This window comes from Streptomyces durocortorensis (assembly GCF_031760065.1).
Taxonomy (GTDB): domain Bacteria; phylum Actinomycetota; class Actinomycetes; order Streptomycetales; family Streptomycetaceae; genus Streptomyces.
In genome coordinates, this window is the sequence record NZ_CP134500.1 from 501,986 (window position 1) to 524,982 (window position 22,997).

Genomic DNA, 22,997 nt, shown 5'->3' on the forward strand with positions numbered 1-22,997 from the left:
ATGGCTCCCGGTTCACCCAAGGAGGCATCCCGTGGCAGACCGCACACCCCCGCTCGGCGTCGACGAGCTCCGCTCACGCGTCGCGGACGGGTCGATAGACACCGTGGTGCTGGCCTTCCCGGACATGCAGGGACGGCTCCAGGGGAAGCGGTTCGCGGCCGGGTTCTTCCTGGACGAGGTGCTGGAGCACGGTACCGAGGGCTGCAACTACCTGCTGGCAGTGGACACCGAGATGCGGACCGTCGACGGCTATGCGATGTCCTCGTGGGAGAACGGCTACGGCGACTTCGGCATGGTCCCGGACGCCGCCACCCTGCGCCCCGTCCCCTGGCACGAGGGCACGGCCCTGCTGATCGCGGATCTGGCCTGGCACGACGGCAGCCCGGTCGTGGCCGCGCCGCGCCAGATCCTGCGCCGCCAGCTCGACCGGCTGGCGGAGCTCGGCTACACGGCGCAGGTCGGCACGGAGCTGGAGTTCATCGTCTTCCGGGACAGCTACGAGGAGGCCTGGGACCGCGACTACCGCGGACTCACCCCGGCCAACCAGTACAACATCGACTACTCGATCCTCGGCACCGGCCGCATCGAGCCGCTGCTGCGCCGCATCCGCAACGAGATGCAGGAGGCCGGGCTGACCGTCGAGTCCGCCAAGGGCGAGTGCAATCCGGGCCAGCACGAGATCGTCTTCCGTTACGACGAGGCGCTGACCACCTGCGACCAGCACGCCGTCTACAAGACGGGCGCCAAGGAGATCGCGGCCCAGGAGGGCGTGTCGCTGACCTTCATGGCCAAGTACGACGAGCGTGAGGGCAACTCCTGCCACATCCACCTCTCGCTCACCGACGGGAACGGCGAGAACGCGATGGCGGGGGACGGTCCGGACGGCATGTCGGAGCTGATGCGCCACTTCCTGGCCGGTCAGTTGGCCGCCCTGCGGGACTTCTCCCTCCTCTACGCGCCCAACATCAACTCCTACAAACGCTTCCAGCCCGGCTCCTTCGCTCCCACCGCCGTCGCCTGGGGCGTCGACAACCGCACCTGCGCCCTGCGGGTCGTCGGCCACGGGCGCTCGACGCGCTTCGAGAACCGGCTGCCCGGCGGCGACGTCAACCCGCACCTCGCGGTGGCCGGACTGGTCGCCGCCGGCCTGTACGGGGTCCAGCACCGGCTGCCGCTCCCCGAGGCCTGCACGGGCAACGCGTACACCGGGGACTACGACCAGGTGCCGACGACCCTGCGCGAAGCGGCCGAGCTGTGGGAGGCCAGCCCCATCGCCAAGGAGGCGTTCGGCGAGGAGGTCGTGGCGCACTACCTCAACATGGCCCGCGTCGAGCTCGCCGCGTACGACGCGGCGGTGACCGACTGGGAGCTGCGCCGCTCCTTCGAACGCCTCTGACCCGCCCGTCACCACGACCACTCCCGATCGAGGTCCGTACGTGTCCCAGCCCACCCTGGATGTCCTCAACCCGGCGACCGCCGAGCTCGTCGCCACCGTCCCCGCCGCCTCCGCCGCCGACGTGGACGCGGCCGTCACCCGCGCCGCCGCGGCCCAGCACCCCTGGGCGGCCGCAGCGCCCGCCGACCGGGCCCGGCTGCTGCGCCGCTTCGCCGCCGTCGTCGACGAACACATCGAGGAACTGGCCCGGTTGGAGGTCCGCGAGGCGGGCCACACCATCGGCAACGCCCGCTGGGAGGCGGGCAACGTCCGCGATCTCCTCGACTACAGCGCGGGCGGGGCGGAGCGGCTGCTCGGCCGGCAGATCCCGGTGGCGGGTGGCATCGACTTCACGGTCCTGGAGCCGCTCGGTGTCATCGGTGTGATCGCCCCGTGGAACTTCCCGATGCCGATCGCCGCCTGGGGGCTGGCCCCGGCGCTCGCCGCGGGCAACGCCGTCCTCCTCAAGCCCGCCGAGACGACCCCGCTGACCGCTCTCCGGCTGGCCGAACTCGCCCTGGAGGCAGGCCTTCCCGAGGGTCTCTTCCAGGTGCTGCCCGGCGAGGGACCGGTGGCAGGGAGCGCCCTGGTCGAGCACCCCGGCGTCGCGAAGATCGTCTTCACCGGCTCCACCCGGACCGGGAAGCACATCATGACCCGGTGCGCCGAGCGCGTGAAGCGGCTCACCCTGGAGCTGGGCGGCAAGAGTCCCAACCTCGTCTTCGCGGACGCCGACGTGGCGGCCGCGGCGGCCGCCGCCCCTCTGTCCTTCCTGGACAACGCGGGCCAGGACTGCTGTGCCCGCACCCGCATCCTGGTCGAGCGGTCCGTGTACGACCGCTTCCTCGACCTGCTCGTCCCCGCCGTGGCCGCCGTCGTGGTGGGCGACCCGGCCGACGAGAGGACCCAGATGGGCCCGCTGATCTCGGCCGTCCAGCGGGACCGGGTGGCGGGGTTCGTCGACGGCGGCCGGGGCGCCGACGGCGTACGTACCTTCCTCGGCAAGGCGCCCGAGGGGCCCGGGTTCTGGTATCCGCCGACCGTCCTGGCCGGGGTCTCGCCCGATGCGCCGGTGGCCGTCGAGGAGGTCTTCGGGCCGGTCGCGGTGGTCCTGCCGTTCGAGGACGAACAGGACGCCGTGCGCCTCGCCAACGCGACCGACTACGGGCTGGCGGGCTCGGTCTGGACCCGGGACGTCGGCCGCGCGCTCCGCGTCGGCCAGGGTCTGCGGGCGGGCAACCTGTCCGTCAACTCGCACTCCAGCGTGCGCTATTCGACCCCCTTCGGCGGTTTCAAGCAGTCGGGTCTGGGCCGTGAGCTCGGCCCCGACGCCCTGGCCGCCTTCACCGAAACCAAGAACGTCTTCATCAGCACGGAGGCCTGAGCACCATGACCGACACGTCTTCTGTCTGCCGCCGCCTGGTCGGCCGCACCGCCGTCGTCACCGGAGCCGGCAGCGGCATCGGACTGGCCACCGTGCGGCGACTGGCCGCCGAGGGCGCCCATGTCGTCTGCGCCGATGTGGACGAGGAGCGCGGCAAGGCCGCCGCCGAGGAGGCCGCCGGGCTCTTCGTCCGTACGGACGTCACCGACGCCGAGCAGGTGGACGCCCTGTTCAAGGCGGCGTTCGACACCTACGGCTCGGTGGACATCGCGTTCAACAACGCGGGGATCTCCCCGCCGGAGGACGACTCGATCCTGGAGACCGGTCTTGCGGCCTGGCGGCGGGTGCAGGAGGTCAACCTGACCTCCGTCTACCTCTGCTGCAAGGCGGCCATCCCCTACATGCGGGCCCAGGGCAGGGGTTCCATCATCAACACGGCCTCGTTCGTGGCCCGGATGGGCGCGGCCACCTCGCAGATCTCCTACACCGCGTCCAAGGGCGGGGTGCTGGCGATGTCGCGCGAGCTGGGGGTGCAGTTCGCGCGCGACGGCATCCGCGTCAACGCGCTCTGCCCGGGGCCGGTCAACACCCCGCTGCTCCAGGAGCTGTTCGCCAAGGACCCGGAGCGGGCCGCGCGGCGTCTTGTACACATTCCGGTGGGCCGGTTCGCCGAGCCGACCGAGATCGCCGCCGCCGTCGCCTTCCTGGCGAGCGACGACTCCTCGTTCGTGAACGCCACGGACTTCCTGGTCGACGGGGGGATCGCCGGGGCGTACGTCACCCCGGTCTGAGCCCGGGCCCGAGCCCCCGCGGGCACACGGGGGCGCCCGCGGCCCCGGGCGCGGGGGCCGCGGCGGTTGCGGTCTCAGCCCTGGACGGGTGCCAGATCGCCCCGCAGCCGCTGGGAGCGGAGCACGAGGAGCATCTCGAAGCGCTGGTCCGGTTCGTCGATCGCGTCGCCCCACAGCTCACGGATCTGCCGGAGCCGGTAGCGGGCCGTCTGGGGGTGGATGCCGAGCCGGGTGGCCACCTCGGGTGCGCCGCCGGAGGTCTCGATCCAGGCGAGCAGGGTCTCGGCCAGGCGCCGGGTCTGGGTCGGACTGAGGCCGTCCAGCGGGGCGAGGCAGCGGCGGGCGGACGCGTCGGTCAGCTCCTGGGCAGGCAGCAGCACCAGCTCCTCCGTGCGCTCGGTGCAGTACAGCACCTCGCCCTGCGGCAGCAGGTCCTTCTTGATCAGCTGGACCGCCGTCTCCGCCCAGCGCAAGGACGTCGCCGCGGACGCCAGCGGGACCGGCGGTCCGATCGCCCCGGACCAGCCGGCCGTGGCCCGTCGCAGGGTCTCCGCGCGGCCCGCCGTGTCCGGGTCCGGGATGACGATGCGCGGCTGCTCGCTCTCCATGTCCAGCAGGATGCCCTGGCCGACCGCCGGGGCCACCGCTTCCCGGGCGGGGCGGATGAGGACGCCCACCGCGATCGTCTCGGGAAGCTCCCAGCCGATCCGGGCGGCCCGCTCGGCCAGGGTCCGGGTCGATTCGGCCCGGTGCTCCATGAGCAGCATCTCGATCAGCTGGCGCTGGAGGCGGAGGCGTTCGCTGGCGCGCCGGGCCGCCGCCTCGGCGTAGCCCCGTACCGACTGTTCCACGAGTCCGTCCAGATACTCGAATCCCGATTCGGCGAGCTCGTACATGGCGGGTGCGGCGATGTCGATCTGCTGTCCGATCTCGGCGAACCTGCGCCAGGTGAGCCTCACGCCGAGGCGGTAGATGGCCTGGAGCGAGTCGAGGCTGCGGCCCTCAAGCCCTTCGCCCCGCCCGAACTCCTGGAACATCTCCGGCGGCACCCGGGGGTGCGCACCGGAGGTGAGGTTGTGGACGAAGCCCTCGATGGCGCGGCGGATGCCGACCAGGGCCAGGGGCTCGCCGGACTCGTCCTCGACCAGGTGGAGATAGGGGTAGTCCCGGCGGATCGCGTGCAGGATCGTCTGCGCGAGTTCCGGGGCCTCGGACAGGGCGATGGCGGCGAACCGGTCCAGTTTCGGCCGGGGCACCTCCTGCCAGGCCGTGCGCGTCATGGGGCGGCCGGTGCGGTGTCGTAGCTGATCAGCGGTGTATTGGGCTGGTCGGGGGTGGCGTCGAGCAGTGCCACGACACCGACCGCCGCACCTACGGCGAGCGCCGCGGCCGCCAGGGCGGTGACAAGAGCGGCGATGAGTCTGCGCATAGTCGGGTCAGCTCCTTGCTGGAGACGATCCCCACCCCGTGAGCCGGGCCCCTCCGGCTGGCACACAGTGTCGACAGGTCATTGACATCTCGTCAAGGCCTTGCCTACTGTTCACGCCAATCAAGGGCTGACCGGCCCGGGGCCCGTGCACCTCCGCGAAGAGATTCGACCCAGGAGTGCCCGGATGCGCCGCAATACTTCACCCCTCTCGCTCGTCCTGCTGGGGGCGGGGGTCTTCCTGCTCGTGCTCGCGCCGCTGCTCGTCTGGTACGTCCAGCCGCAGGCCAAGCGCACCCCGATCGACATCGACACCACCACCGTCTTCACCGGGACCGGCAGCTTTTTCGACACCGGCGAGGTGGAGACGGTCGACGGCGAGACGATCACGATCACCCGGCAGGTGCGCGGGGACGTGGCCGACAGCGAGAAGAGCGGCAACGCCGTCTGGGATGTGTCCACCTCCGTGGACCACGACGGGACGCTGCCCGCCGCCGATCCCCGCGACGCCCTCCAGTGGACGCTGGAACGCTGGGTGACCGACCGGACGACGAACGAGCCGGTGCACTGCTGCGAGGAGTCCCCGACATTCGACGGGGAGGCGTACCTGAAGTTTCCCTTCGACGTCGAGAAGCGCGCCTACCGCTGGTGGGACAGCACCCTCGGCGGGGTGGTGCGGCTCTCCTACGCGGGTGAGCAGGAGGTCCAGGGCTACTCGGGCTACCTCTTCAAGGGCCGGGTCGAGCCCACCAGGACCGGGGTGCGCCAGGTGCCCGGCGTGCTCGTGGGCCGGAAGAAGACGTCCCAGGTGCTGGCCGAGGAGTGGTATTCCAACAGCGGCATCGAGCTGGTCGTGGACCGGCGCACCGGCCGCATCATCAACGCGGCGATCGGGCCGAAGAAGACGCTGCGCGCACCGGGCTCGAAGAGGGACGCCGTGGTGCTGCTGGAGAGCAAGCGGGTGGAGTTCACCAAGGAGACCCAGGAGAAGCAGGTCGCGCTCGCCTCGGCGGACAGCGACCGGCTGGCGATGCTCGGTGAGACCGTGCCGATCGGGGCGGCCGGGCTCGGGGGCGTACTCACGGCGGCGGGGGTCGTCCTCGTCGTGCGGGGGCGGCGGACGGAGCCGGAGGCCCCGAGCACTCACATGATGACGAGTATGCACACCTGAGTTACTCGCAAGTTGTTGCGCCGGTGAGTAGCCGGGCGGTAACCCGTGCCGAAAACTGTCTATCCCCACCAGAGCACGGCCCCCCGGTCTCGCCCTTCCGTTCCGTCGTTCGCGTTCACCACCCCTTCTTTCCCCGCCCTTTCCGGTTCGCCCCTCCCGCTTCTCCCCTCTTCCCGCGGTTCCCCTCCCCCCTCGTACCGCTCATCCCCGAGTCCCCGCACCCAGAGCCGAGTTGGAGCGCCCATGCCCCAGCACGTACCTCCCCCACTGCTCGACGCAGCCACGCGCCAGGGTCAGGGCCCGACGTCCTCCAGGGTCCCGGCCGCTCCCAGACGCATCGTGTTCCTCGCCCACCGCGACCTGGGCAATCCGGCCGCCGGCGGCTCCGAGCTGCTGATCGACCGGCTTGCCCTGGGCCTCACCGAGGAGGGCCATGACGTGACGCTCCTGTGCGGCGGCCAGGCCGCCCGCAGGCCCTACCGGGTCGTCTCGGCGGGCAGCACGCTGGGTCACTACCTCGGTGCGCGTTCCGCGTTCGCCAGGCAGGTCGGCGACTGCGATCTGCTGGTCGAGGTCTGCAACGGCATGCCGTATCTGGCCCCCCTGTGGCATCGCGGGCCCACCGTATGCCTCGTCAACCATGTGCACACCGATCTGTGGGACATGCGTTTCCCCACGCCGGTGGCCCGTGCCGGGCGGCGGCTGGAGCACTGGGCGCTGTCCCGCGCCTACCGCGACCACCTGATGATCGCCGTGTCCCCGTCCACGGCGGGCGCCCTGCGCGAGCTGGGCGTGCCCGACCGGCGGATACGGGTGGTGCACAACGGTGTCGAGGAGCCGAGCCCGCAGAGCGACCGGTCCGGGACCCCGCTCTTCCTGGCGCTGGGCCGACTCGTCGACTACAAGCGCATCGACCTGCTGCTCCAGCTGTGGGAGCGGGTCCGGCCGGTCACCGGCGGCCGTCTCGTCATCGTGGGCGACGGCCCCGAGCGCGCCCGGCTGGAACGGCTGGCCGGACCGGGGGTGGAGTTCGCCGGTCATGTCACCGAGGCCGAGAAGCACCGGCTGCTCTGCGCCGCGTGGATGCTGCTGCATCCGGCGGCCGTGGAGGGGTGGGGGCTGGTCGTCACGGAGGCCGGTGCGCGCTCCACCCCGACGCTGGGCTTCGACGTGCCGGGGCTGCGCGACTCCGTCGAGGACGGGGTCACCGGCATCCTGGCCCGGGGCGCGTCCTCCTTCGCCGCGGCCTGGTGCGCGCTGGCGCTGGACGACGAGCGGCGCGAGGCGATGGGGAAGGCGGCCCGGGAACGCGCGGCCGCGTTCCGGTGGACCTCCAGCGTGCGCCAGTTCATGGCGGTCGCCGCCGAGGCGACCAGCGGCGCGAGCGCCCCGGCGATCGGTGCGAGCGCGTGAAAGACCCTTCCTTCCGGCGCTCGGCCGCCCTGTTCCGCGCCTTCCTGCGGGAACAGGGCGACCCGGCGACGGCGTACACCCTGCTGGCCCGCGATGCGGCGGACCAGGTGGAGCGGCACGGTCCGCTCCGGGGCAAGGTCGTCGTGGACATCGGCGGCGGCGACGGCTACTTCACCCGGGAGTTCCGGCGGCGCGGTGCGCACGGCTATCTCTTCGAGCCGGACGCCTCGGAGCTCGGCCCCGGGCAGCGCGCGGACACCGTCGTCGCCGACGGCTATCTGCTGCCGCTCGCCGACGGCGCGGCCGACGTCTGCTTCTCCTCCAATGTGCTGGAGCACGTCGCCGATCCGCACACCTTTCTCAGCGAGATGGCGCGGGTGACACGTCCCGGCGGGCTGATCTACGTGTCGTTCACCAACTGGCTCTCCCCCTGGGGCGGCCATGAGTGGGCTCCCTGGCACTATCTCGGCGCCGAGCGTGCCCGTGGCCGCTACGAGCGGCGCACCGGCTCCCCCGCCAAGCACCGGCTCGGCGAGAACCTCTTCCGGATCGGCGTCGGCGAGACGCTGCGCCATGTCCGGGCCCGTACCGATGTGTCCGTCGTCTCCGCACGCTCGCGCTACTGGCCCGTCCTTCCCCAGCTCGTGCCGCGGATCCCCGTACTGCGGGAGTTCGCCACCTGGAACCTCCTTCTCATCCTCCGGCGGTGTTCATGACCAGCGCTGTCCACCCACCCCGGCCCGCCGCCCCGGACGGCCCGGGTCCCGAGCCCTCCGCCCCTGCCGACGGCCTGCCGCAGCCGCGGTCGCGGCGCTGGCTCCTGGGGTTCTGGGCCGTCGTCTTCCTGGCGTTCCTGGCGGTGTCGCCCGGGCGGATGACGTTCGACACCAAACTCGGCGTCGTCACGGCCCCCCGCCGGTTCCTCGGTGACCTGGGCGAGCTGTGGCACAGCCGGGCCGGGTTCGGCGGGATCGCCGACCAGTACATCGGCTATCTCGTCCCGATGCTGCCGTACTACGGGGCCGCCGACCTGCTGAAGGTGCCCACCTGGCTCGCGGAGCGGCTGTGGCTTTCGCTGATCGTGGCGACCGCCTTCTGGGGTGCGCTGCGGCTGGCGGAGCGGCTGCGGGTGGGCTCCTCGGCCACCCGGCTGCTGGGCGCCGTCGTCTACGCGCTGTGGCCGACGTACACCATCGTCGTGGGTTCGACGTCCGCGGCCGCGCTGCCGGGCGCCCTGCTGCCGTGGGTGCTGCTGCCGCTGACGGACCCGCGCCTGGCGCCGAGGATCGCGGCGGCCCGGTCCGCGCTGCTGATCCCGCTGATGGGCGGGGTCAACGCCGCCTCCACGCTGGCCTCGCTGCTGCCGGTCGGGCTGTATCTGCTGTCCCGGCCCCCCGGACCGCGCAAGCGCGCACTGCTCGCCTGGTGGATACCGGGCGTGGTCATGGCGACCGCCTGGTGGATCGTTCCGCTGCTGCTGCTGGGGACCTTCGGCGAGAACTTCATGCCGTACGTGGAGTCCTCGTACACCACCACGACCACCATGTCGGCGACCGAAGCGCTGCGCGGCGCCGGCAACTGGGTGGGCTATCTCAACTTCGGCGAGGCCTGGCTCCCGGCCGGGTGGACCGTCGCGACCGCGACCCTCACCGTCCTGTGCTCGGCGCTCGCCGCCGCCCTGGGACTCGCGGGTCTTGCCCGACGGGATCTGCCCGAACGCCGCTGGCTGGTGCTGACCGTCCTGACCGTCGCGCTCGTCACGCTCGCCGGGTACGGCGGTGCGCTGGGCGGGCTGTTCCACGGAACCGTACAGGACTGGCTGGACACCTGGCTGGTGCCCTTCCGGAACATCTACAAGTTCCAGACGGGTCTGGCGCTGGCGCTGGCCCTGGGCCTGGCGCACATCACCGCCGTCGCCGCTCTGGCGGCCGCCCGCCGGGACCGCGACCCGGCCCGGATGCGCCGCCTCGCGCCGGTGATCGCCGCCGTGATCGTGCTGCCCGGCCTGGCCTGGCCGTACGTCAACGGTTCGATCCTGCAACCAGGTTCGTTCAAGGAGCTGCCCGACTACTGGAAGAAGACCGGCGGTTGGCTCAAGGACAATTCGCCCCATGACCGCGCCCTGGTCGTCCCGGCGACCGCGCACGGCATCTACACCTGGGGCTCCCCCATCGACCAGCCGCTGGACGTCCTGGCGAACTCGCCCTATGCGCAACGGGATTACGTCCCCTTCGGCACGCCCGGCAACCGGCGGGCGATGGACGCCGTCGAGCAGGCGCTGACCTCCGGGGGCGAGGTTCCCGGGCTCAGCGGGTACCTGAACCGGGCCGGGCTGCACTATGTGGTGGTCCGCAACGACCTGGACCCCGACCAGTTGGGGTACGTCCCCACCACTACGGTCAAGCGCACCCTGGAGGCGTCCGGCTACCGGCGGGTGAAGGGCTACGGGCCGGTGATGACCGGCGGCCGGATCGCGGCGGACACCCCCGTGCAGATCGAGGGCCTGTATCCGCGGCAGCAGGCGGTGGAGATCTACCGGCCGCCCGCCGGGACCGAGCGTCCGGGACGGGCGGAAGCGACCCCGGTCGCCTCGACGGCCGTGGTGAGCGGCGGCCCCGAGTCGCTGCTGCCGCTGTCGGCGACCGGTGCGCTGGACGGCCGGCCGGCCGTGCTGGCCGGTGACGCGCACCCGGGCCTGGGACGGCCGTCGTTGTACGCGGCGGGCGACGGGCTGCGCCGCGCCGACACCCGGTTCGGTCTGGTCAACTCCAACACCTCGTACACGTACACCGCCGATGAGCGCAACGCCGTGGACGCGGTGCAGGATCCGGGCCGCGAACCCCGGCAGATCCTGCCGACCTCCGGGGCGAAGCACCAGACGACGGCGGTACTCCGGGGCGCGAAGTCGGTCAGTGCGTCGTCGGTGGGCAACTGGCTGTTCCATCTGCCGCAGTACGACCCGGTCAACGCGTTCGACGGCAATCCGGAGACCGGCTGGGCGGAGGGGTCCCCCGGCTCCCCCGAGGGTGAGTGGGTGCGGGTCGACTTCGCCACCCCGACGGAGCTGCCGAGCTCCCTCCAGGTGACTCCGCTGCCCAGCGGGAACATGCGGGCCGCGGCGACCGTGATCCGGGTGCAGACCGACCAGGGCTTCAAGGACAGCCCGCTGCGGCCGGACGGTTCGGCGCAGCAGGTGGCCGCTCCCGCCGGGCAGGCGTCCTGGCTGAAGGTGACGATCCTGGAGTCCCAGCAGGGGCGCCCCGGACTCAGCGGCGCCGGGTTCACCGACATCGCCATCCCCGGCGTACAGGTGACCCGGATGCTGGAGCTGCCGAACGACGCGCCGCGCGAGGGTGCGGACTCGACGATGTTCTCGCTGCGGCGGGGCAGTGACCCGGGCGGCCTGTCGTCCGTGGCCGCCGAGGTCGGGCTGAGCCGGCAGTTCACCGCACAGGAGGCGGGCGAGTACACGGTCTCGGCGAGCGCGCTGCCGGTGCCCGGCGAGGCGCTCGACAAGCTGCTGTTCGAGCTGACCGGGGAGCGGGACAAGATCGAGGTGAGTGCCGACTCCACGGCCCGGCTCGGTACGAACCTCAGCCCCCGCAACCTGACCGACGGTGATCTGACCACGGCGTGGATCGCGGGCGAACGCCCCGTACTGCATCTGACCTGGCCGGAGAAGAGGCCGGTCGGCGAGATCGTCTTCGCGGCGGCCGGGGGGCTGTCCACCCGGCCCGAGCAGGTGCAGATCAGTTCGCCGGACGGTACGGCGGTGGCGTCGGTGGACGAGAACGGGATGGCCCGCTTCTCGCCCGTCAACACCGACAGGATGGACATCACCATCTCGCGCCAGGCGCGGCTGACCGTGCACAACCCGGTGGCCGACGGCCAGTTGCAGCTGCCGGTCGGGCTGAGCGAGGTCTACATCCCGGCGCTGGAGGAGTTCCGTTCGCCGCAGCCGAAGCCGGATCAGGAGTTCAGCCTCCCGTGCGGCAGGGGTCCGGTCCTCTCCGTCGGCGGTACGTATCTGGAGACCCGGGCCGAGGGGCGGGTGCGGGATCTGACCCAGCGCCGGCCCATCCAGGTCTCGCTGTGCACGGAGGACAGCAAGGTGGAGCTGGCCGCCTCGTCCACCACGGTCCAGGCGGGCGACGCGGGCCCGCTGGCCATCACCGACGTCACCCTGAGCAACGGAAGCACCGAGGCCGCGGCGGCGGCACCGCGGAAGGTGGATGTCGAGCAGGGCGAAGGCGACCGGCGCACGGTCTCCGTCGGTGCGGGCGAGGCCTCGTACCTCCAGATCCACGAGAACCACAACAAGGGCTGGAAGGCCACCCTGGACGGCAAGGAGCTGACGCCGCTGCGGATCGACGGCTGGCAGCAGGCCTGGCTGGTGCCCGAGGGCGAGGGCGGCACGGTCACCCTGGAGTACGAACCGGCCGAGATCTACCGGGCGGGTCTGATCGGTGCGGGCGTGCTGTTCCTGGCGCTCGTGGCGCTCGCTTTCGTACCGCGCCGGGGCTCCGGACCGTACGAGGCCGAGGAACAGCCGGTCCCGCCAGGGCCGGGGCTGGTCCTGGGCACGGTCGCCCTCACCCTGGTGGGGGTGGTGATCGCGGGTCCCCTCGCCGTGGCTGTTCCGCTCCTCGCCGTGCTCGCGCACTTCCGGCCGAGGCTGCTCGTTCCGGTCGCGTTCACGGCGATGGCCGCCGCGGGGATCGTCGCGGCGGTGGGCACCGGGGAGAGTACGGCAATGGGCGCGGGTGCGTTCGGTGCCACCGCTCAACTGCTCGCCCTGATCGGGTTGTTCGCCGCACTGGTCACGGTGGGCCGGGAGCCGCTCGGCAGGCGGGCGGTCCGGGTCGGCCGGGGCGGGGGTGAGCCGGACCCGGCCGCCGGGGACGGGCAGACGCTCCAGCTTCCGGCGCAGCCCGCACCGCACTCGGGCCGGACGCTGTCCGCCGACGGCAAGCACCCGGCGAAGGGAGGGGACACCTGATGGCGACCACGCAGCACCAGCGGGTCCCGGGCGGCGGGCAGCCGCCCGGGAGGCTCGCCCGGGTGCCGTTCCCGGTCGTCGACGAGGTGGCCCGGCACTGTGCGCAGGACGCCGAGCCGAGCACGGTGCTCATCGAGATCCAGCTGCCGGGCCTGGTCGACGAGGAGCGGCTGCGCTCCGCGTTCGCCGGCTCGCTCGCCCGGCACCCCCGGGCACTGATGCGGGAGCGGCCCCGGGGCCTGTTCGCCCGGCGTTACGAGTGGGAGCTGACCGAGAGCCCGGACACGGACCCGGTCTCCTTCCCGCCGTGCGCTCCCGGGGCACTGGAGCGGGCGCGGGCCGGGGCGCTGGAGCGGGCCCCGGCGCTGACGGCCTCGCCGCCGCTGCGGCTCGAAGTGGTCCGGGAGCCGGACCGGGAGGGCTGTGTGCTGCTGTTCACCGTGCACCACACCGCTCTCGACGGCCCGGCGTGTCTGCGGCTGGCGGGGACGGCCGCGGAGATCTACGGCGCGTGTCCCACACCGCCGCCGCCCGCTCCGGCCCGCCCGCCGTCCGCGCCGCCGCCCCGGCACTCCCGGGCCCCGGTGGTGGCCCGGCCCGCCCAGGTGGCGCCGGGCTCGCCGGGCCCCGCACCGGTGCCGGGCAACGCGCAGCTCCTGGCCGAACTCCCGGTTCCGCGGCGGGAGTCGGGCGCGCCCTACACGGTGAACGACCAGCTGATGGTGGCCACCGCCCTGACGGTCGCCGACTGGAACCGGGCGCAGGGCGCGCCGGGGGCCGACCGGCGGCCGCTGCGGATCACCATGCCGGTCGACGACCGCAACCGGGGTCCCGAGATGCCGATCGGGAACGGCACCCGGCTGGTGGAGGTCCCCTTCAGCGCGTCCGAGGTGGCGTCCGGGGCGGACGTGGCGGCTCTGCTGCGGACGACGGCCGAGCGGACCCGGGTACTCAAGGCGCAGACGCGTCCCCAACTGGGCCGGGCCGCATCCCTGTTGACCGCTCCGCTGCTGCCCGTCGCGACCCGTGCCGCCCTCACCCGGGGGCTGCGGGTGGTGGCCGGTCCGTGGACCTCGACGACCCTGCTGAGCAACATCGGCCGGATTCCGTACCCGTTGGACTTCGGTGACGCGGGCCGGGCGACGGCCGTCTGGTTCTCAGCTCCCGCCCGGATGCCCCGGGGGCTGACCTTCACGACGGCGTCCACGGGCGGCCGGCTGCATCTGGCACTGCGCTGGTCGCGCACCTTGTTGGGCGACGAGGACGGCGTACGGCTGCTGGACCTGTTCACCCGCCATCTGGCCGCGACATCCTCGGAGGCCGTATGACCAGCACCGCTCCTCCCCCGCCCGGGCTGCGGGACTTCTACGAGAACCCGGCCGTCCCCGTCGCCTCGGGCGACGGGCGCAGCAGACGGCAGGCGCGCCTGCTGGCCAACGCCCTGGACGCGCCGGGCCAGGTGATCGTCGACGTGGGGTGCGGCGACGGTACGGCGGCGGCCACGGCGGCCCCGATCCTCGCAGGGCACCGGCTGATCGGCGTCGACTGGTCGCAGGACGCGCTGCGCAGGGCCAGGCCCCGGATGGGCCTCGTGGTCCGCGGCGAACTGGAGCACGGCGGGCTGCCGCTGGCCGACGGGTGCGCGGACGCCGTGCTGTTCAGCGAGATCCTGGAGCATCTGGTCGACCCGGACCAGGCGATGGACGAGCTGCGGCGGGTGCTGCGGCCCGGCGGCCATCTGATGCTGTCCACCCCGAACCTGGCCGCCTGGTACAACCGGGCACTGCTGCTGGCCGGGGTGCAGCCGGTGTTCTCGGAGGTCAGCCTGCGCGGGATCCACGGCCGCCCGGGCTCCGAGGTGGTCGGCCATCTGCGGCTGTACACCGCCCGCGCCCTGCGCTCGTTCCTGACGGCGTCCGGTTTCGAGGACGTACGGATCACCGGTGCGCCCTTCCACGGGGTGCCGCGTCCGCTGCGGCTACTGGACCGGGCGGCGTGTTCGGTGCCCGGGGCGGCCTCCATCCTGCTGGCCCACGCGCGGCGCAGGTAGCGCGATGTGGTGGGGTGTCGGGGCGGCGCTGGTGGCCAACGCGCTGTACAGCGTGGGGTTCGTGGTGGAGAAGCGGGCGCTCGGCTCGCTGCCCCCGCTCTCCGCCGGCCGGCCGCTGCACGTGGTCCGGGTGCTGCTCACCAGCCCGCTGTGGACGGTCGGTGCGCTGGCGCTGGCGGCCGGGTTCGGGGCCCAGCTGATCGTGTATCGCGCGCTGCCGATCGCGGCCGCCCAGGGCATCTTCGTCTCGGGTCTGGTGCTGCTCCTGCTGCTGTCCTCTGCGGTGCTCGGCGAGGAGTCGTCGGGGCGCGAACGCTATGCGCTGGGCGGGGTCCTGCTCGCACTGCTGATGGTCGTCGCCTCGGTGCGCGAGGGCGAGGACGTGGTGAGCGGCGGGGCCCCGTGGATGCTGGTGCTCCTGGTCTGCGTCCCGGCGCTCGCGGCGGGCGTCTGGCTCTACGTACGGGTGGAGAGCCGGGCGGCCAAGCGGCACCGGGTCCCGACCAGCGGCATCGGATACGGGGTGGCGGTCGGGCTGCTCTACGGGGTCAGCTCCCTGGCGATCAAGGGCACGTCCAGCCGTTTGACCAGCACCGATCTCGGTGAGGCGGCGCTGTCGCTGCTGGGCTCGCCCTACCCGTATCTGCTGCTGTTCACCGCGGTCGCCGGTCTGGTGATGTCGCAGGCGGCGCTGCAACGCTGCCGGGCCTCGCTGATCGTGCCGGTGTGCACGACGGTGACGTGCCTGTTCACCGCGGTCCTCGGGACGCTGGCGTTCGGCGAGAGCCTGCCCGACGACCCGCTGCTGCTGACCCTGCGGGTGGCTGGGACGGCGCTGGCCCTGACCGTCCTGCTGGCCATGCCGCGCCACGATCCGCCGCCCGCCGCCTCACCGTCCTGACCCGCCCGTCCGTTCCCCCTCGCCCTTCGCCACTTCACCCTTTCACCCATTCACCCCGACGACACCGAGGAGCCGCTGATGCGTCCCGACGACCCGCTGCTGGCCATCCTGGCCTGCCCGCTCGACAAGGGGCCGCTGGCCCTGCTTCCGGAGGAGGAGGCGCTCTACAACCCGCGGCTGCATCTGAGTTACCCGATCGTGGACGGCATACCGCAGCTTCTGCCCTCCTCGGGCAGAAGGGTCGATGCCGACGACCACGAGCGGTTCCTGACCTCGCTGAAGGCCTCGGCCACGTGAGCACACTCGCCGCGGCGGTGGCGGCCAGACTGCCCGGGCGCCTGGTGGGCTCCGCCGCCGTCGCCCTGTATCCGCGCTTCGAGCCCGAGCTCCGGCGGCTCGCGGACTTCTGCCCGCCGGGCAGCGTCGCCCTCGATATCGGGGGCTGGTACGGCCCCTGGTCCCGGCGGCTCGCCGCGCGCTGCGCGGAGGTGGTCACCGTGGAGCCCGTGCCGCATCTGGCCGAGCATCTGCGGCGGACGCTGCCGTCGAACGTCCGGGTGGTCCAGGGCGCGGCGACGGACAGGGCGGGCACGGCGCAGCTGTGGTTCCCGGAGGGCGACCGGGGCGACCGGGGGGTCTCGTCGCTGGCCCGCCGTGACATCCACGCCCACTGCCTGGAGGTACCGTCGATCACCGTCGACAGCCTGGGGCTGCGCGGGGTCGGCTTCGTGAAGATGGACGTGGACGGCGGGGAGGCGGCCGCGCTGCTGGGCGCGGCGGAGCTGCTGCGCCGTGAACGTCCGGCGCTGCTGATCGAGCTGGAGAGCCGGCTCGGCCCGATCGAGCCGGTGGTCGGCACGCTGACCGGCCAGGGGTACACGGGCTGGCTCCTCGCCGACCGCGACTGGGTCCCGCTCGACGGGTTCGACCTGGTGGCCCATCAGAGCCGGACCGAGCACCTCGTGCACCGGGGCCTGCTGCACCGGGCCTTCGCACCGCGCCGGGAGCGGTACATCAACTCGGTCCTGTTCCTGCCGGACGGGCGGAGTCCGGGGGCGGCCTGAGCGGCGCGGTCCCCACGCGTCCCCGGCCGGAGGGCCGAGCGGGCCGGAGAGCCGAGCGGGCCGCCACGGAGGACTGTCAGAGGTACAGCGGGCGCGATCGGCCCGTCGCTGGACTGGTCGCAGCGGGTGCTCAGCCGGTCGGCCGGGACCAAGTGGCGTGTCGTCAGTTCTGCTTCGGCTCCTCGGCGTTGCGCCAGACCGTCAGGTCGATGCTGATGTAGCGGCTGGGGTCGTCGGCACCCGACTTGCCTCGGTAGGTCACCACGGCGATGTGCCCGGCGTCGCTGAGCACACAGACCTGCGAACCGGACGAGAGCTGGTCGAGGCCGATCTTTTCGGTGTAGCGGGTCTCGTTGCGGCAGACCTCCAACGAGCCCCTCTGCGTGTTCTTCAGCACGACCAGCTTGCCGTTGGCGCTGCCCACCTGCTCGTCGCCGAAGAGGGAGTCCCGGTAGTAGTAGAAGTCCGCGTCGCCGTAGATGACACGGCTGCCCGCGTTCGCCGTCGGCCGCGGCGGGTTGTCGGCGAGCATCAGCTCGTAACTCGCCGTCAGGTCGATGCCCTCGTAGGAGACGGGCTCGGGATCGACCGGCTTGTCCTGGGACTTGTCCGTGGAACCGCTGTCGCTCGCGCTTCCGCTGGAGGAGGACGACCCTGCCTTGTCGTCCGCCTTGCCGGACTTCTCGTCGTCCGGCAGCAGCGCGCCGATGACTCCGAGGACGACCAGCGCGCCGACGACGGACGCGGCGACGATCAGGCCCGTCCGTCGCTTGGGGCGAGGGGCCTGAGGCTGGAACCCCGACTGTTGGAACCCGGGCTGCTGGAACCCTGGCTGCTGGAAGCCGGATGTGTGGTGCGGCGGCGGGGTGGCGTGCCCCTGGGGTGTGGCGTACCCCTGGGGCTGGGTGTGCTGCGACCAGGGGCCGGGCGCTCCCGGAGCGGGGGGTACTCCCGGCGCCGCCGGCCCGGTCTGCGTCGGCGCGGCGGCCACCGCGTAACCGGTCGGGGTGTAGTGGGCCCCTCCCGGCGGCGGGGTCGGAGGGTTCCCCGGGGAGAACTCGGTGGGGGTGGGCGCGACGGTCGGCTGCGGGGGCGGCGTCGGTGCGGGGGCGGGCATCCGGAGGCGCTCCGTGATCGACCCGGTGACCGCCTGCGGCAGCCAGTCCTCGCCCTGGCGCAGCGGTTCGGGCGAGATCTCGTGGCACAGCCGGATGACCTCGGTCAGGTCCGGGCGGTCGGCCGGGTCGCGGCTGAGGCACCGGCTGACCAGGGGCCGGAGCTCCTCGGGCAGCCTGCTGAGGTCGGGGTCCTCGTGGACGATCCGGTAGAGCACCGCGTGCGAGGGCCCGTCGCCGAAGGCGGGCGCGCCGATCGCCGCGTAGGCCGCGATCTGGCCGAGGGCGAAGATGTCGGTGGCCGGGGTGACCGTGCCGACCGCCGCCTGCTCGGGGGACATGAACGCCGGGGTGCCGACGCTCACACCAGTGCCGGTGAGGGCGGTGCTGTCGGCGGCGCGGGCGATACCGAAGTCGATGACACGGGGGCCGTCGGCGGCGAGGAGGACGTTGGCGGGCTTCAGGTCGCGGTGGACGATGCCCGCGCCGTGGATGACGCCGAGGGCCTCGGCGACGCCGACCGTCAGCAGCAGGACGCTGCGCAGCGGCAGCCCGCCGTGCCGGGACACGGCGTGCGCGAGCGAGGGTCCCGGCACATAGGCGGTGGCCAGCCAGGGCTGCGGGCCCTCCGTGTCCGAGTCGATGACGGGCGCGGTGTACAGGCCCTGGACGCGCTGGGCCGCCCGTACCTCCTGCTGGAAGCGTCGCCGGAACTCGGGGTCCTCGCTGAACTCGGCGCGGATCACCTTCAGGGCGAGGGGACGGCCGCCGGGCGTGTACGAGAGGTACACCTTGCCCATGCCGCCCGCGCCCAGCACAGCGGCCAGCCGGTATCCACCGACGACCGCCGGGTCGTCGTCCCTCAGCGGCTGAAACGCCTCGGCCGAAGGTGTGTTGCTCACGGAACCATCCCCCTGATCCACGGTGACCGGGACATGACCGCACCCCGGAGTCCGTCGAGAGCGTACCGAATCCGCAAGCCCCCTCCCGCCACCTGTCGATCATCGCTGATCAGCCGTACGGAGACCGCTCGGGCCCTCCCGCCCGCCGGGAGACCGCGTTGCCGGTGGCCGGTACGGGGTCCATGCTGGGGGCATGGGTGACCAGGCCGGGCCCGAGCCCACCGTGTCCGTCCAGCGGGAACTCCGGTTGCTGGAGGCCGCAGGGGCGCACCCGGACGGTGCCTCCGTGCCGGAGCTGGCCCGGCAGGCCGGACTGGCCGAGGCGACCGCCCTGCGGCTGCTGCACGAGCTGGCCCGGGACGGCTATCTGTCGGAGCTGGACGACGGCGCCTTCGGCCTCGCGACCCAGGAACCCGGCTGGGGTACCGACAGCGACGGCAGGTCGCTTCAGGAGCACGTCCGCCCACTGCTGTCCTCGTTGCGCGACAGCGTCTCCGCCGCCGCCTATCTGACGTTGTACGACGAGGGGGAGATCCGGGTCGTGGAGATCGTCGACAGTCCGCGCACCCCGCGGGTGGACGTCTGGGTGGGCTTCGAGGACGCCGGGCACGCCACCGCGCTGGGCAAGAGCGTGCTGCGCGAGCTGGACGAGGAGGGGCGCGCCAGCTACCTGTCGCGGCACGTCCTGTCCGACCTCACCCCCCGTACCATCACGCGCCGGGAGGAGCTGTTGCGGCAGCTCGACTCCTCGCCCACCGCGCCGCTCTCCCTGGACCGGGAGGAGTACTCGCGGGGGACGACATGTGCGGCGGTTCCCGTGTACAGCCGTGGCCAGGTCGGCTCGCTCGGCATCTCCTTCCGGTCGGACCGGATGTACCGGACCACCGAGGTCAGGGCGCAGCTGCTGGCGTCGGCGCGGCGGATCACGCGGAAGCTGACGCTCCCCGGGTGACCGCCCCGGCCCGCCACGGCCCGTCGCCCGAGATGAACGTGCTGTGCGCTCTGGGTGATCGCTCTGGGTGACTGCAGCACCCAGAGCGATCAGCCGATCATGGAGCACGTCAAGGTGACCATCGTTCAGGCAGGCGTTCAGGCGGATTCCCGACTCGGCTCGCCCTGGCCCTCACCCGGCTCGCCCTTGCCCTCGCTCGCCTCGCCCTTGCCCTCGCTCGCCTCGCCCTTGCGTACCGAGCAGTGGAGCGTGTCCTTCTGCACATCGGCGACGATCGTGTCGCCGGGGTCGGCCTCGCCGCCCAGGAGCAGGGAGGCCACACGGTTGTCCAGCTCCGTCTGGATCGTGCGGCGCAGCGGGCGGGCGCCGAACTCCGGCTGATAGCCGTGGGCGACCAGGAGGTTCTTCGGCAAACGCATCAACACCGAACGCGTCGACGAAGCCCTCGCACTCAACCCGGACATCGTCTCCACCGCCTGCCCCTTCTGCCTCGTCATGCTCACCGACTCCGTCAACGGCAAGAAGGCTGAGTCGGCGAGCGGCTCCGCCGCGGGCGGCCGGGCCAAGGAGTCCATCCAGGTCGTGGACGTCTCCCAGCTCCTCCTGGAGTCCGTGAAGACCTCCACCGACCCGACCGGCGACCCGGAACAGGCGGACGCACCGGAGCCCGAACCGGCCGAGCACTCCTCCTGACGGCTGCTGGCAAGCCGTCAGGAGGGGCGTCGCGTAAGGGGGTTACCGCGCCATCTCGTAGGCCCCGGACAGCGATTCCACGCGCTCCCAGATCCGCGCCGAGCGGGCGGCGTCGACGACGGGGCGGCGCACCGCGCCCAGCGCCCAGTTCTGCTGGTCCTCGGTGGCGGAGTCCTTGCCGTGCAGCTCGACGGCGTGCGCGGAGAAGTCACGTACGAGGACGGCGAACAGCTCGTCCAGCAGGTCCTGGTCGAGGCCGGTCAGCCGGGCCTGCTCCAGGATCAGCTGGCCGTGGACGACGAGGGCGAACAGCTGCCCGACGGCGAGGAGGAGGTCCAGGTCACGGCTCTGCTCCTCGTCGGGGGCGGCCGTCTCGACGAACGTGCACAGGGCGTCCGCCTGCTCACGGAAGCGGGCGACGTTGGGCACCTCGGCGTAGGCGTCGAAGGCGGTGCGCCAGTCGTGGAAGCGTACGGAGCCGAGGCCGCGCGCCGGCCCCTGCCGGAACAGGAAGTCGTCGTCGGCCGCGTCGAGGCGGGTGGGGACGGCCGGGTAGTCGACCGGGTTCAGCAGGTGGTTCCGCATGAACTTCAGGATCAGCGCGAGGTTGACGTGGACCGTCCCCTCCAGCTTGGGCAGACTCCGGATCTCGACGGCGGCCTGGGCGAAGTAGTTGTCCTTCTCGAAGCCCTTGGCGGCGATGACGTCCCACATCAGGTCGATGACCTTCTCGCCCTCCGTGGTCACCTTCATCTTCGTCATCGGGTTGAAGAGGAGGTAGCGGCGGTCGTCGGGACCGGCGGAGCGGAAGTAGTCGACGGCGCGGTCGCTGAACAGCTTCATCCCGACGAGCCGGACGTACGCGTCGGTCAGCTCTCGGCGCACGTGCGGGAAGGCGGTGACGGGGCGGCCGTAGAGGATGCGGTTGTCGGCGTGGGTGACGGCCTCGTACATCGCGTGCTCGCAGATGCCGATCGAGGCGGTGCAGAGGTTGAACTTGCCGACGTTGACGGTGTTGAGCGCGGCGTCGAAGGCGGCGCGACCGGTGTGCAGGATGTCGGCGGGGGCCACCGGATAGCCGTCCAGGCGGAATTCGCTGACGAACTTGGAGGAGTCGACGACGTTCTTCACCAGGTGGTACGCCTCGTGGCGGCTGTCGGCCGCGAAGAAGACGTAGCCGTCGGGGCCCTCGACGTCGGTGCGTCGGCCGAAGACGGAGACGAGCCCTGCGGCGTTGCCGTTGCCGATGTAGTACTTGGAGCCGGAGGCCAGGAAGCCGCCGGCGCCGTCGCTGTCCGGCGTCAGCAGCATGTCGGTGGAGTAGATGTCGGCGCCGTGCGTCTTCTCGGACAGGCCGAACGCGAACACCTCGCCCTGGGAGAGGAGTTCGGCCGCCCGGGCACGCGCCTCCTCGTTGTCGCTCTGCCACACCGGCCCGAGGCCGAGGATGGTGACCTGCCAGGCGTACCAGTAGTCGAGCCCGTAGAAGCCGAAGATCTCGTTGAGGGCGGCGATCCGGGCGGTGTCCCAGCGCCGCTCCTTGTCGCCCGCCGCGGAGAGCGGGGTGAGGAAGGTGGCGAACAGCCCCTCCTTGGCCGAGAAGGCCAGGAAGTCGCCCAGCCAGGCGCGGGAGCGGTAGTCCTCGATCAGCCGGCGCTTGCCCCGCTCCTCGAACCAGTCGACGGTGGCGCGCAGCAGCCTGCGGGTCTCCGGGTCGAAGTGCTGCGGGTCGTAGGTGCGCGGGTTGAACAGCAAGGACGCGGACTCAGCCATGGAGGGTGCCTTCCGGGAGGGTGAGGGTCTTCTTCGGTGGTACGGAGGTGGCGGGCGGCGCGCCGTTCAGGCGCCCGGGCCCGCGGCTCCGAGGCGGTGCAGGGTGTCGAGTACGTCGTCGAGCCAGGCGATCGTCATGCGCTCGTACGCGATGCCGCCGCGCAGTACGACGTGCTGGAGTTCCTGACCGGCGTCCCGCGGTGCGGGCGCCTCGGGCCCGGTGAAGTCACGCGACTCCCCCGCGAGGTAGTGCGCGAGCCGGTCCCGGTGCACCTGACGGTGCCGCCCGACCTCGTCGATCAGGGCGGCCGGATCGTCGAAGGCGGCGCCCCGGATCTTCACGGCGAGATCGTGCCGGAGGCTCTCCGGTTCGATCGGCTTGTGCAGCCACTCGGCGAGCACGGTGCGGCCGGGACCGGTGACCGAGTACTCCTTCTTGTCCGGCCTGCCCTGTTGCGGCACCTCGCGGACGAGGAGCAGACCATCGGATTCCATGCGCCCCAGGACCCGGTAGATCTGCTGGTGGGTGGCGGTCCAGAAGTACCCGATGGACCGCTCGAAGCGCCGGGCCAGCTCATAGCCGGAGCCCGGCTTCTCCAGCAGGGAGACGAGGATCGCGTGGTCGAGGGCCATACCGTGAATCCTTCTATGCAACTCGTTTCATAGACAAGTCATGGAGCCCGGGTGAGACACGGCTCACCCAGCCCCCTCCACCCGGCCCCGAGCTCCCACGGCAGAAGCAGGCGCCTCCCGGCTGGACCTCCGGGGCCCTTCTCGGCTCCGACGTGTTCAGAGGGCAACCATGTGCACCCGGCGCACAGGCGGCAGCACGTGTACCCGGTACACACGGCTGCATCGCGTGTACGCGATGCAGCCGACGCCACCGTGTGCGCGATGCACCCCGACGGCTGAGGCGATCCGGCATGTT

Annotated in this window: 18 protein-coding genes and 2 pseudogenes; 14 read left to right on the top strand and 6 right to left on the bottom strand. The window is 72.3% G+C overall.

Annotated features, from left to right (window positions below; all coding sequences use genetic code 11):
• The first annotated feature begins 31 nt into the window (after positions 1 to 31).
• Genes RI138_RS02050 through RI138_RS02060 form a run of 3 tightly spaced genes read left to right on the top strand, consistent with a single transcriptional unit; the run spans position 32 to position 3,610 of the window.
• Positions 32 to 1,396, top strand: a complete 1,365-nt coding sequence (locus tag RI138_RS02050) for a glutamine synthetase family protein (protein ID WP_311118514.1) — start codon at positions 32 to 34, stop codon at positions 1,394 to 1,396.
• 40 nt (positions 1,397 to 1,436) lie between these two features.
• A complete protein-coding gene (locus RI138_RS02055; RefSeq protein WP_311118515.1) occupies positions 1,437 to 2,819 on the top strand; it encodes an aldehyde dehydrogenase family protein in 1,383 nt (460 codons plus the stop codon).
• A gap of 5 nt (positions 2,820 to 2,824) precedes the next feature.
• Positions 2,825 to 3,610, top strand: coding sequence for a 3-oxoacyl-ACP reductase (locus tag RI138_RS02060; RefSeq protein WP_311118516.1), 786 nt, complete (start codon positions 2,825 to 2,827; stop codon positions 3,608 to 3,610).
• 74 nt (positions 3,611 to 3,684) lie between these two features.
• Here the strand turns inward: RI138_RS02060 and RI138_RS02065 are convergent, their stop codons facing one another.
• Both RI138_RS02065 and RI138_RS02070 read right to left on the bottom strand, forming a co-directional pair.
• Positions 3,685 to 4,890, bottom strand: coding sequence for a helix-turn-helix domain-containing protein (locus tag RI138_RS02065; protein WP_311118517.1), 1,206 nt, complete (start codon positions 4,888 to 4,890; stop codon positions 3,685 to 3,687).
• Positions 4,887 to 5,039 carry a hypothetical protein gene (locus tag RI138_RS02070; RefSeq protein WP_179500155.1) on the bottom strand — a complete coding sequence of 51 codons (153 nt, stop codon included), beginning with the start codon at positions 5,037 to 5,039 and terminating at the stop codon, positions 4,887 to 4,889. The genes RI138_RS02065 and RI138_RS02070 overlap by 4 nt, the downstream gene beginning before the upstream one ends.
• A gap of 184 nt (positions 5,040 to 5,223) precedes the next feature.
• On the opposite strand from RI138_RS02070, the gene RI138_RS02075 reads away from it, so the two are divergent.
• The 9 genes from RI138_RS02075 (at position 5,224) to RI138_RS02115 (ending at position 16,634) form a co-directional block, all read left to right on the top strand.
• Entirely contained in the window at positions 5,224 to 6,207 is a 984-nt protein-coding gene (locus RI138_RS02075; protein WP_311118518.1) for a DUF3068 domain-containing protein, read from the top strand.
• 243 nt (positions 6,208 to 6,450) lie between these two features.
• Entirely contained in the window at positions 6,451 to 7,620 is a 1,170-nt protein-coding gene (locus tag RI138_RS02080) for a glycosyltransferase family 4 protein (RefSeq protein ID WP_311118519.1), read from the top strand.
• Positions 7,617 to 8,336: a class I SAM-dependent methyltransferase gene (locus RI138_RS02085; protein ID WP_311118520.1), complete on the top strand. Its 720-nt coding sequence runs from the start codon at positions 7,617 to 7,619 to the stop codon at positions 8,334 to 8,336. Before RI138_RS02080 ends, RI138_RS02085 begins: the two co-directional genes overlap by 4 nt.
• Positions 8,333 to 12,619: an alpha-(1->3)-arabinofuranosyltransferase domain-containing protein gene (locus RI138_RS02090; RefSeq protein ID WP_311118521.1), complete on the top strand. Its 4,287-nt coding sequence runs from the start codon at positions 8,333 to 8,335 to the stop codon at positions 12,617 to 12,619. Before RI138_RS02085 ends, RI138_RS02090 begins: the two co-directional genes overlap by 4 nt.
• Complete coding sequence (locus tag RI138_RS02095) at positions 12,619 to 13,947, top strand: condensation protein (RefSeq protein WP_311118522.1); 1,329 nt, start codon at positions 12,619 to 12,621, stop codon at positions 13,945 to 13,947. The genes RI138_RS02090 and RI138_RS02095 overlap by 1 nt, the downstream gene beginning before the upstream one ends.
• Positions 13,944 to 14,669, top strand: coding sequence for a class I SAM-dependent methyltransferase (locus RI138_RS02100; RefSeq protein ID WP_311118523.1), 726 nt, complete (start codon positions 13,944 to 13,946; stop codon positions 14,667 to 14,669). Before RI138_RS02095 ends, RI138_RS02100 begins: the two co-directional genes overlap by 4 nt.
• Positions 14,670 to 14,673: 4 nt before the next feature.
• A complete protein-coding gene (locus RI138_RS02105; RefSeq protein ID WP_096632114.1) occupies positions 14,674 to 15,570 on the top strand; it encodes a hypothetical protein in 897 nt (298 codons plus the stop codon).
• A gap of 78 nt (positions 15,571 to 15,648) precedes the next feature.
• Positions 15,649 to 15,867 (top strand): Trm112 family protein, encoded by a 219-nt coding sequence (locus RI138_RS02110; RefSeq protein ID WP_311118524.1) that lies wholly within the window; start codon positions 15,649 to 15,651, stop codon positions 15,865 to 15,867.
• Positions 15,864 to 16,634 carry an FkbM family methyltransferase gene (locus RI138_RS02115; protein WP_311118525.1) on the top strand — a complete coding sequence of 257 codons (771 nt, stop codon included), beginning with the start codon at positions 15,864 to 15,866 and terminating at the stop codon, positions 16,632 to 16,634. Before RI138_RS02110 ends, RI138_RS02115 begins: the two co-directional genes overlap by 4 nt.
• A gap of 163 nt (positions 16,635 to 16,797) precedes the next feature.
• Here the strand turns inward: RI138_RS02115 and RI138_RS02120 are convergent, their stop codons facing one another.
• The gene (locus tag RI138_RS02120; RefSeq protein ID WP_311118526.1) at positions 16,798 to 18,651 is read right to left on the bottom strand and encodes a serine/threonine-protein kinase; all 1,854 of its coding nucleotides are present in this window, start codon (positions 18,649 to 18,651) and stop codon (positions 16,798 to 16,800) included.
• A gap of 193 nt (positions 18,652 to 18,844) precedes the next feature.
• Here RI138_RS02120 and RI138_RS02125 point away from each other — a divergent pair, with 193 nt between their 5' ends.
• The gene (locus RI138_RS02125; protein ID WP_311118527.1) at positions 18,845 to 19,603 is read left to right on the top strand and encodes an IclR family transcriptional regulator; all 759 of its coding nucleotides are present in this window, start codon (positions 18,845 to 18,847) and stop codon (positions 19,601 to 19,603) included.
• A gap of 137 nt (positions 19,604 to 19,740) precedes the next feature.
• On the opposite strand, the pseudogene RI138_RS02130 reads toward RI138_RS02125, so the two are convergent.
• Positions 19,741 to 20,010: pseudogene (locus tag RI138_RS02130) on the bottom strand (hypothetical protein); the annotation flags it as partial.
• On the opposite strand from RI138_RS02130, the pseudogene RI138_RS02135 reads away from it, so the two are divergent.
• A pseudogene (locus RI138_RS02135) lies at positions 20,009 to 20,296 on the top strand (heterodisulfide reductase-related iron-sulfur binding cluster); the annotation flags it as partial. The pseudogenes RI138_RS02130 and RI138_RS02135 overlap by 2 nt on opposite strands.
• A gap of 42 nt (positions 20,297 to 20,338) precedes the next feature.
• On the opposite strand, the gene RI138_RS02140 reads toward RI138_RS02135, so the two are convergent.
• Both RI138_RS02140 and RI138_RS02145 read right to left on the bottom strand, forming a co-directional pair.
• Complete coding sequence (locus tag RI138_RS02140) at positions 20,339 to 22,069, bottom strand: acyl-CoA dehydrogenase family protein (protein ID WP_311118528.1); 1,731 nt, start codon at positions 22,067 to 22,069, stop codon at positions 20,339 to 20,341.
• A gap of 66 nt (positions 22,070 to 22,135) precedes the next feature.
• Positions 22,136 to 22,702 carry a PadR family transcriptional regulator gene (locus RI138_RS02145; protein ID WP_311118529.1) on the bottom strand — a complete coding sequence of 189 codons (567 nt, stop codon included), beginning with the start codon at positions 22,700 to 22,702 and terminating at the stop codon, positions 22,136 to 22,138.
• Positions 22,703 to 22,997: the final 295 nt, after the last annotated feature.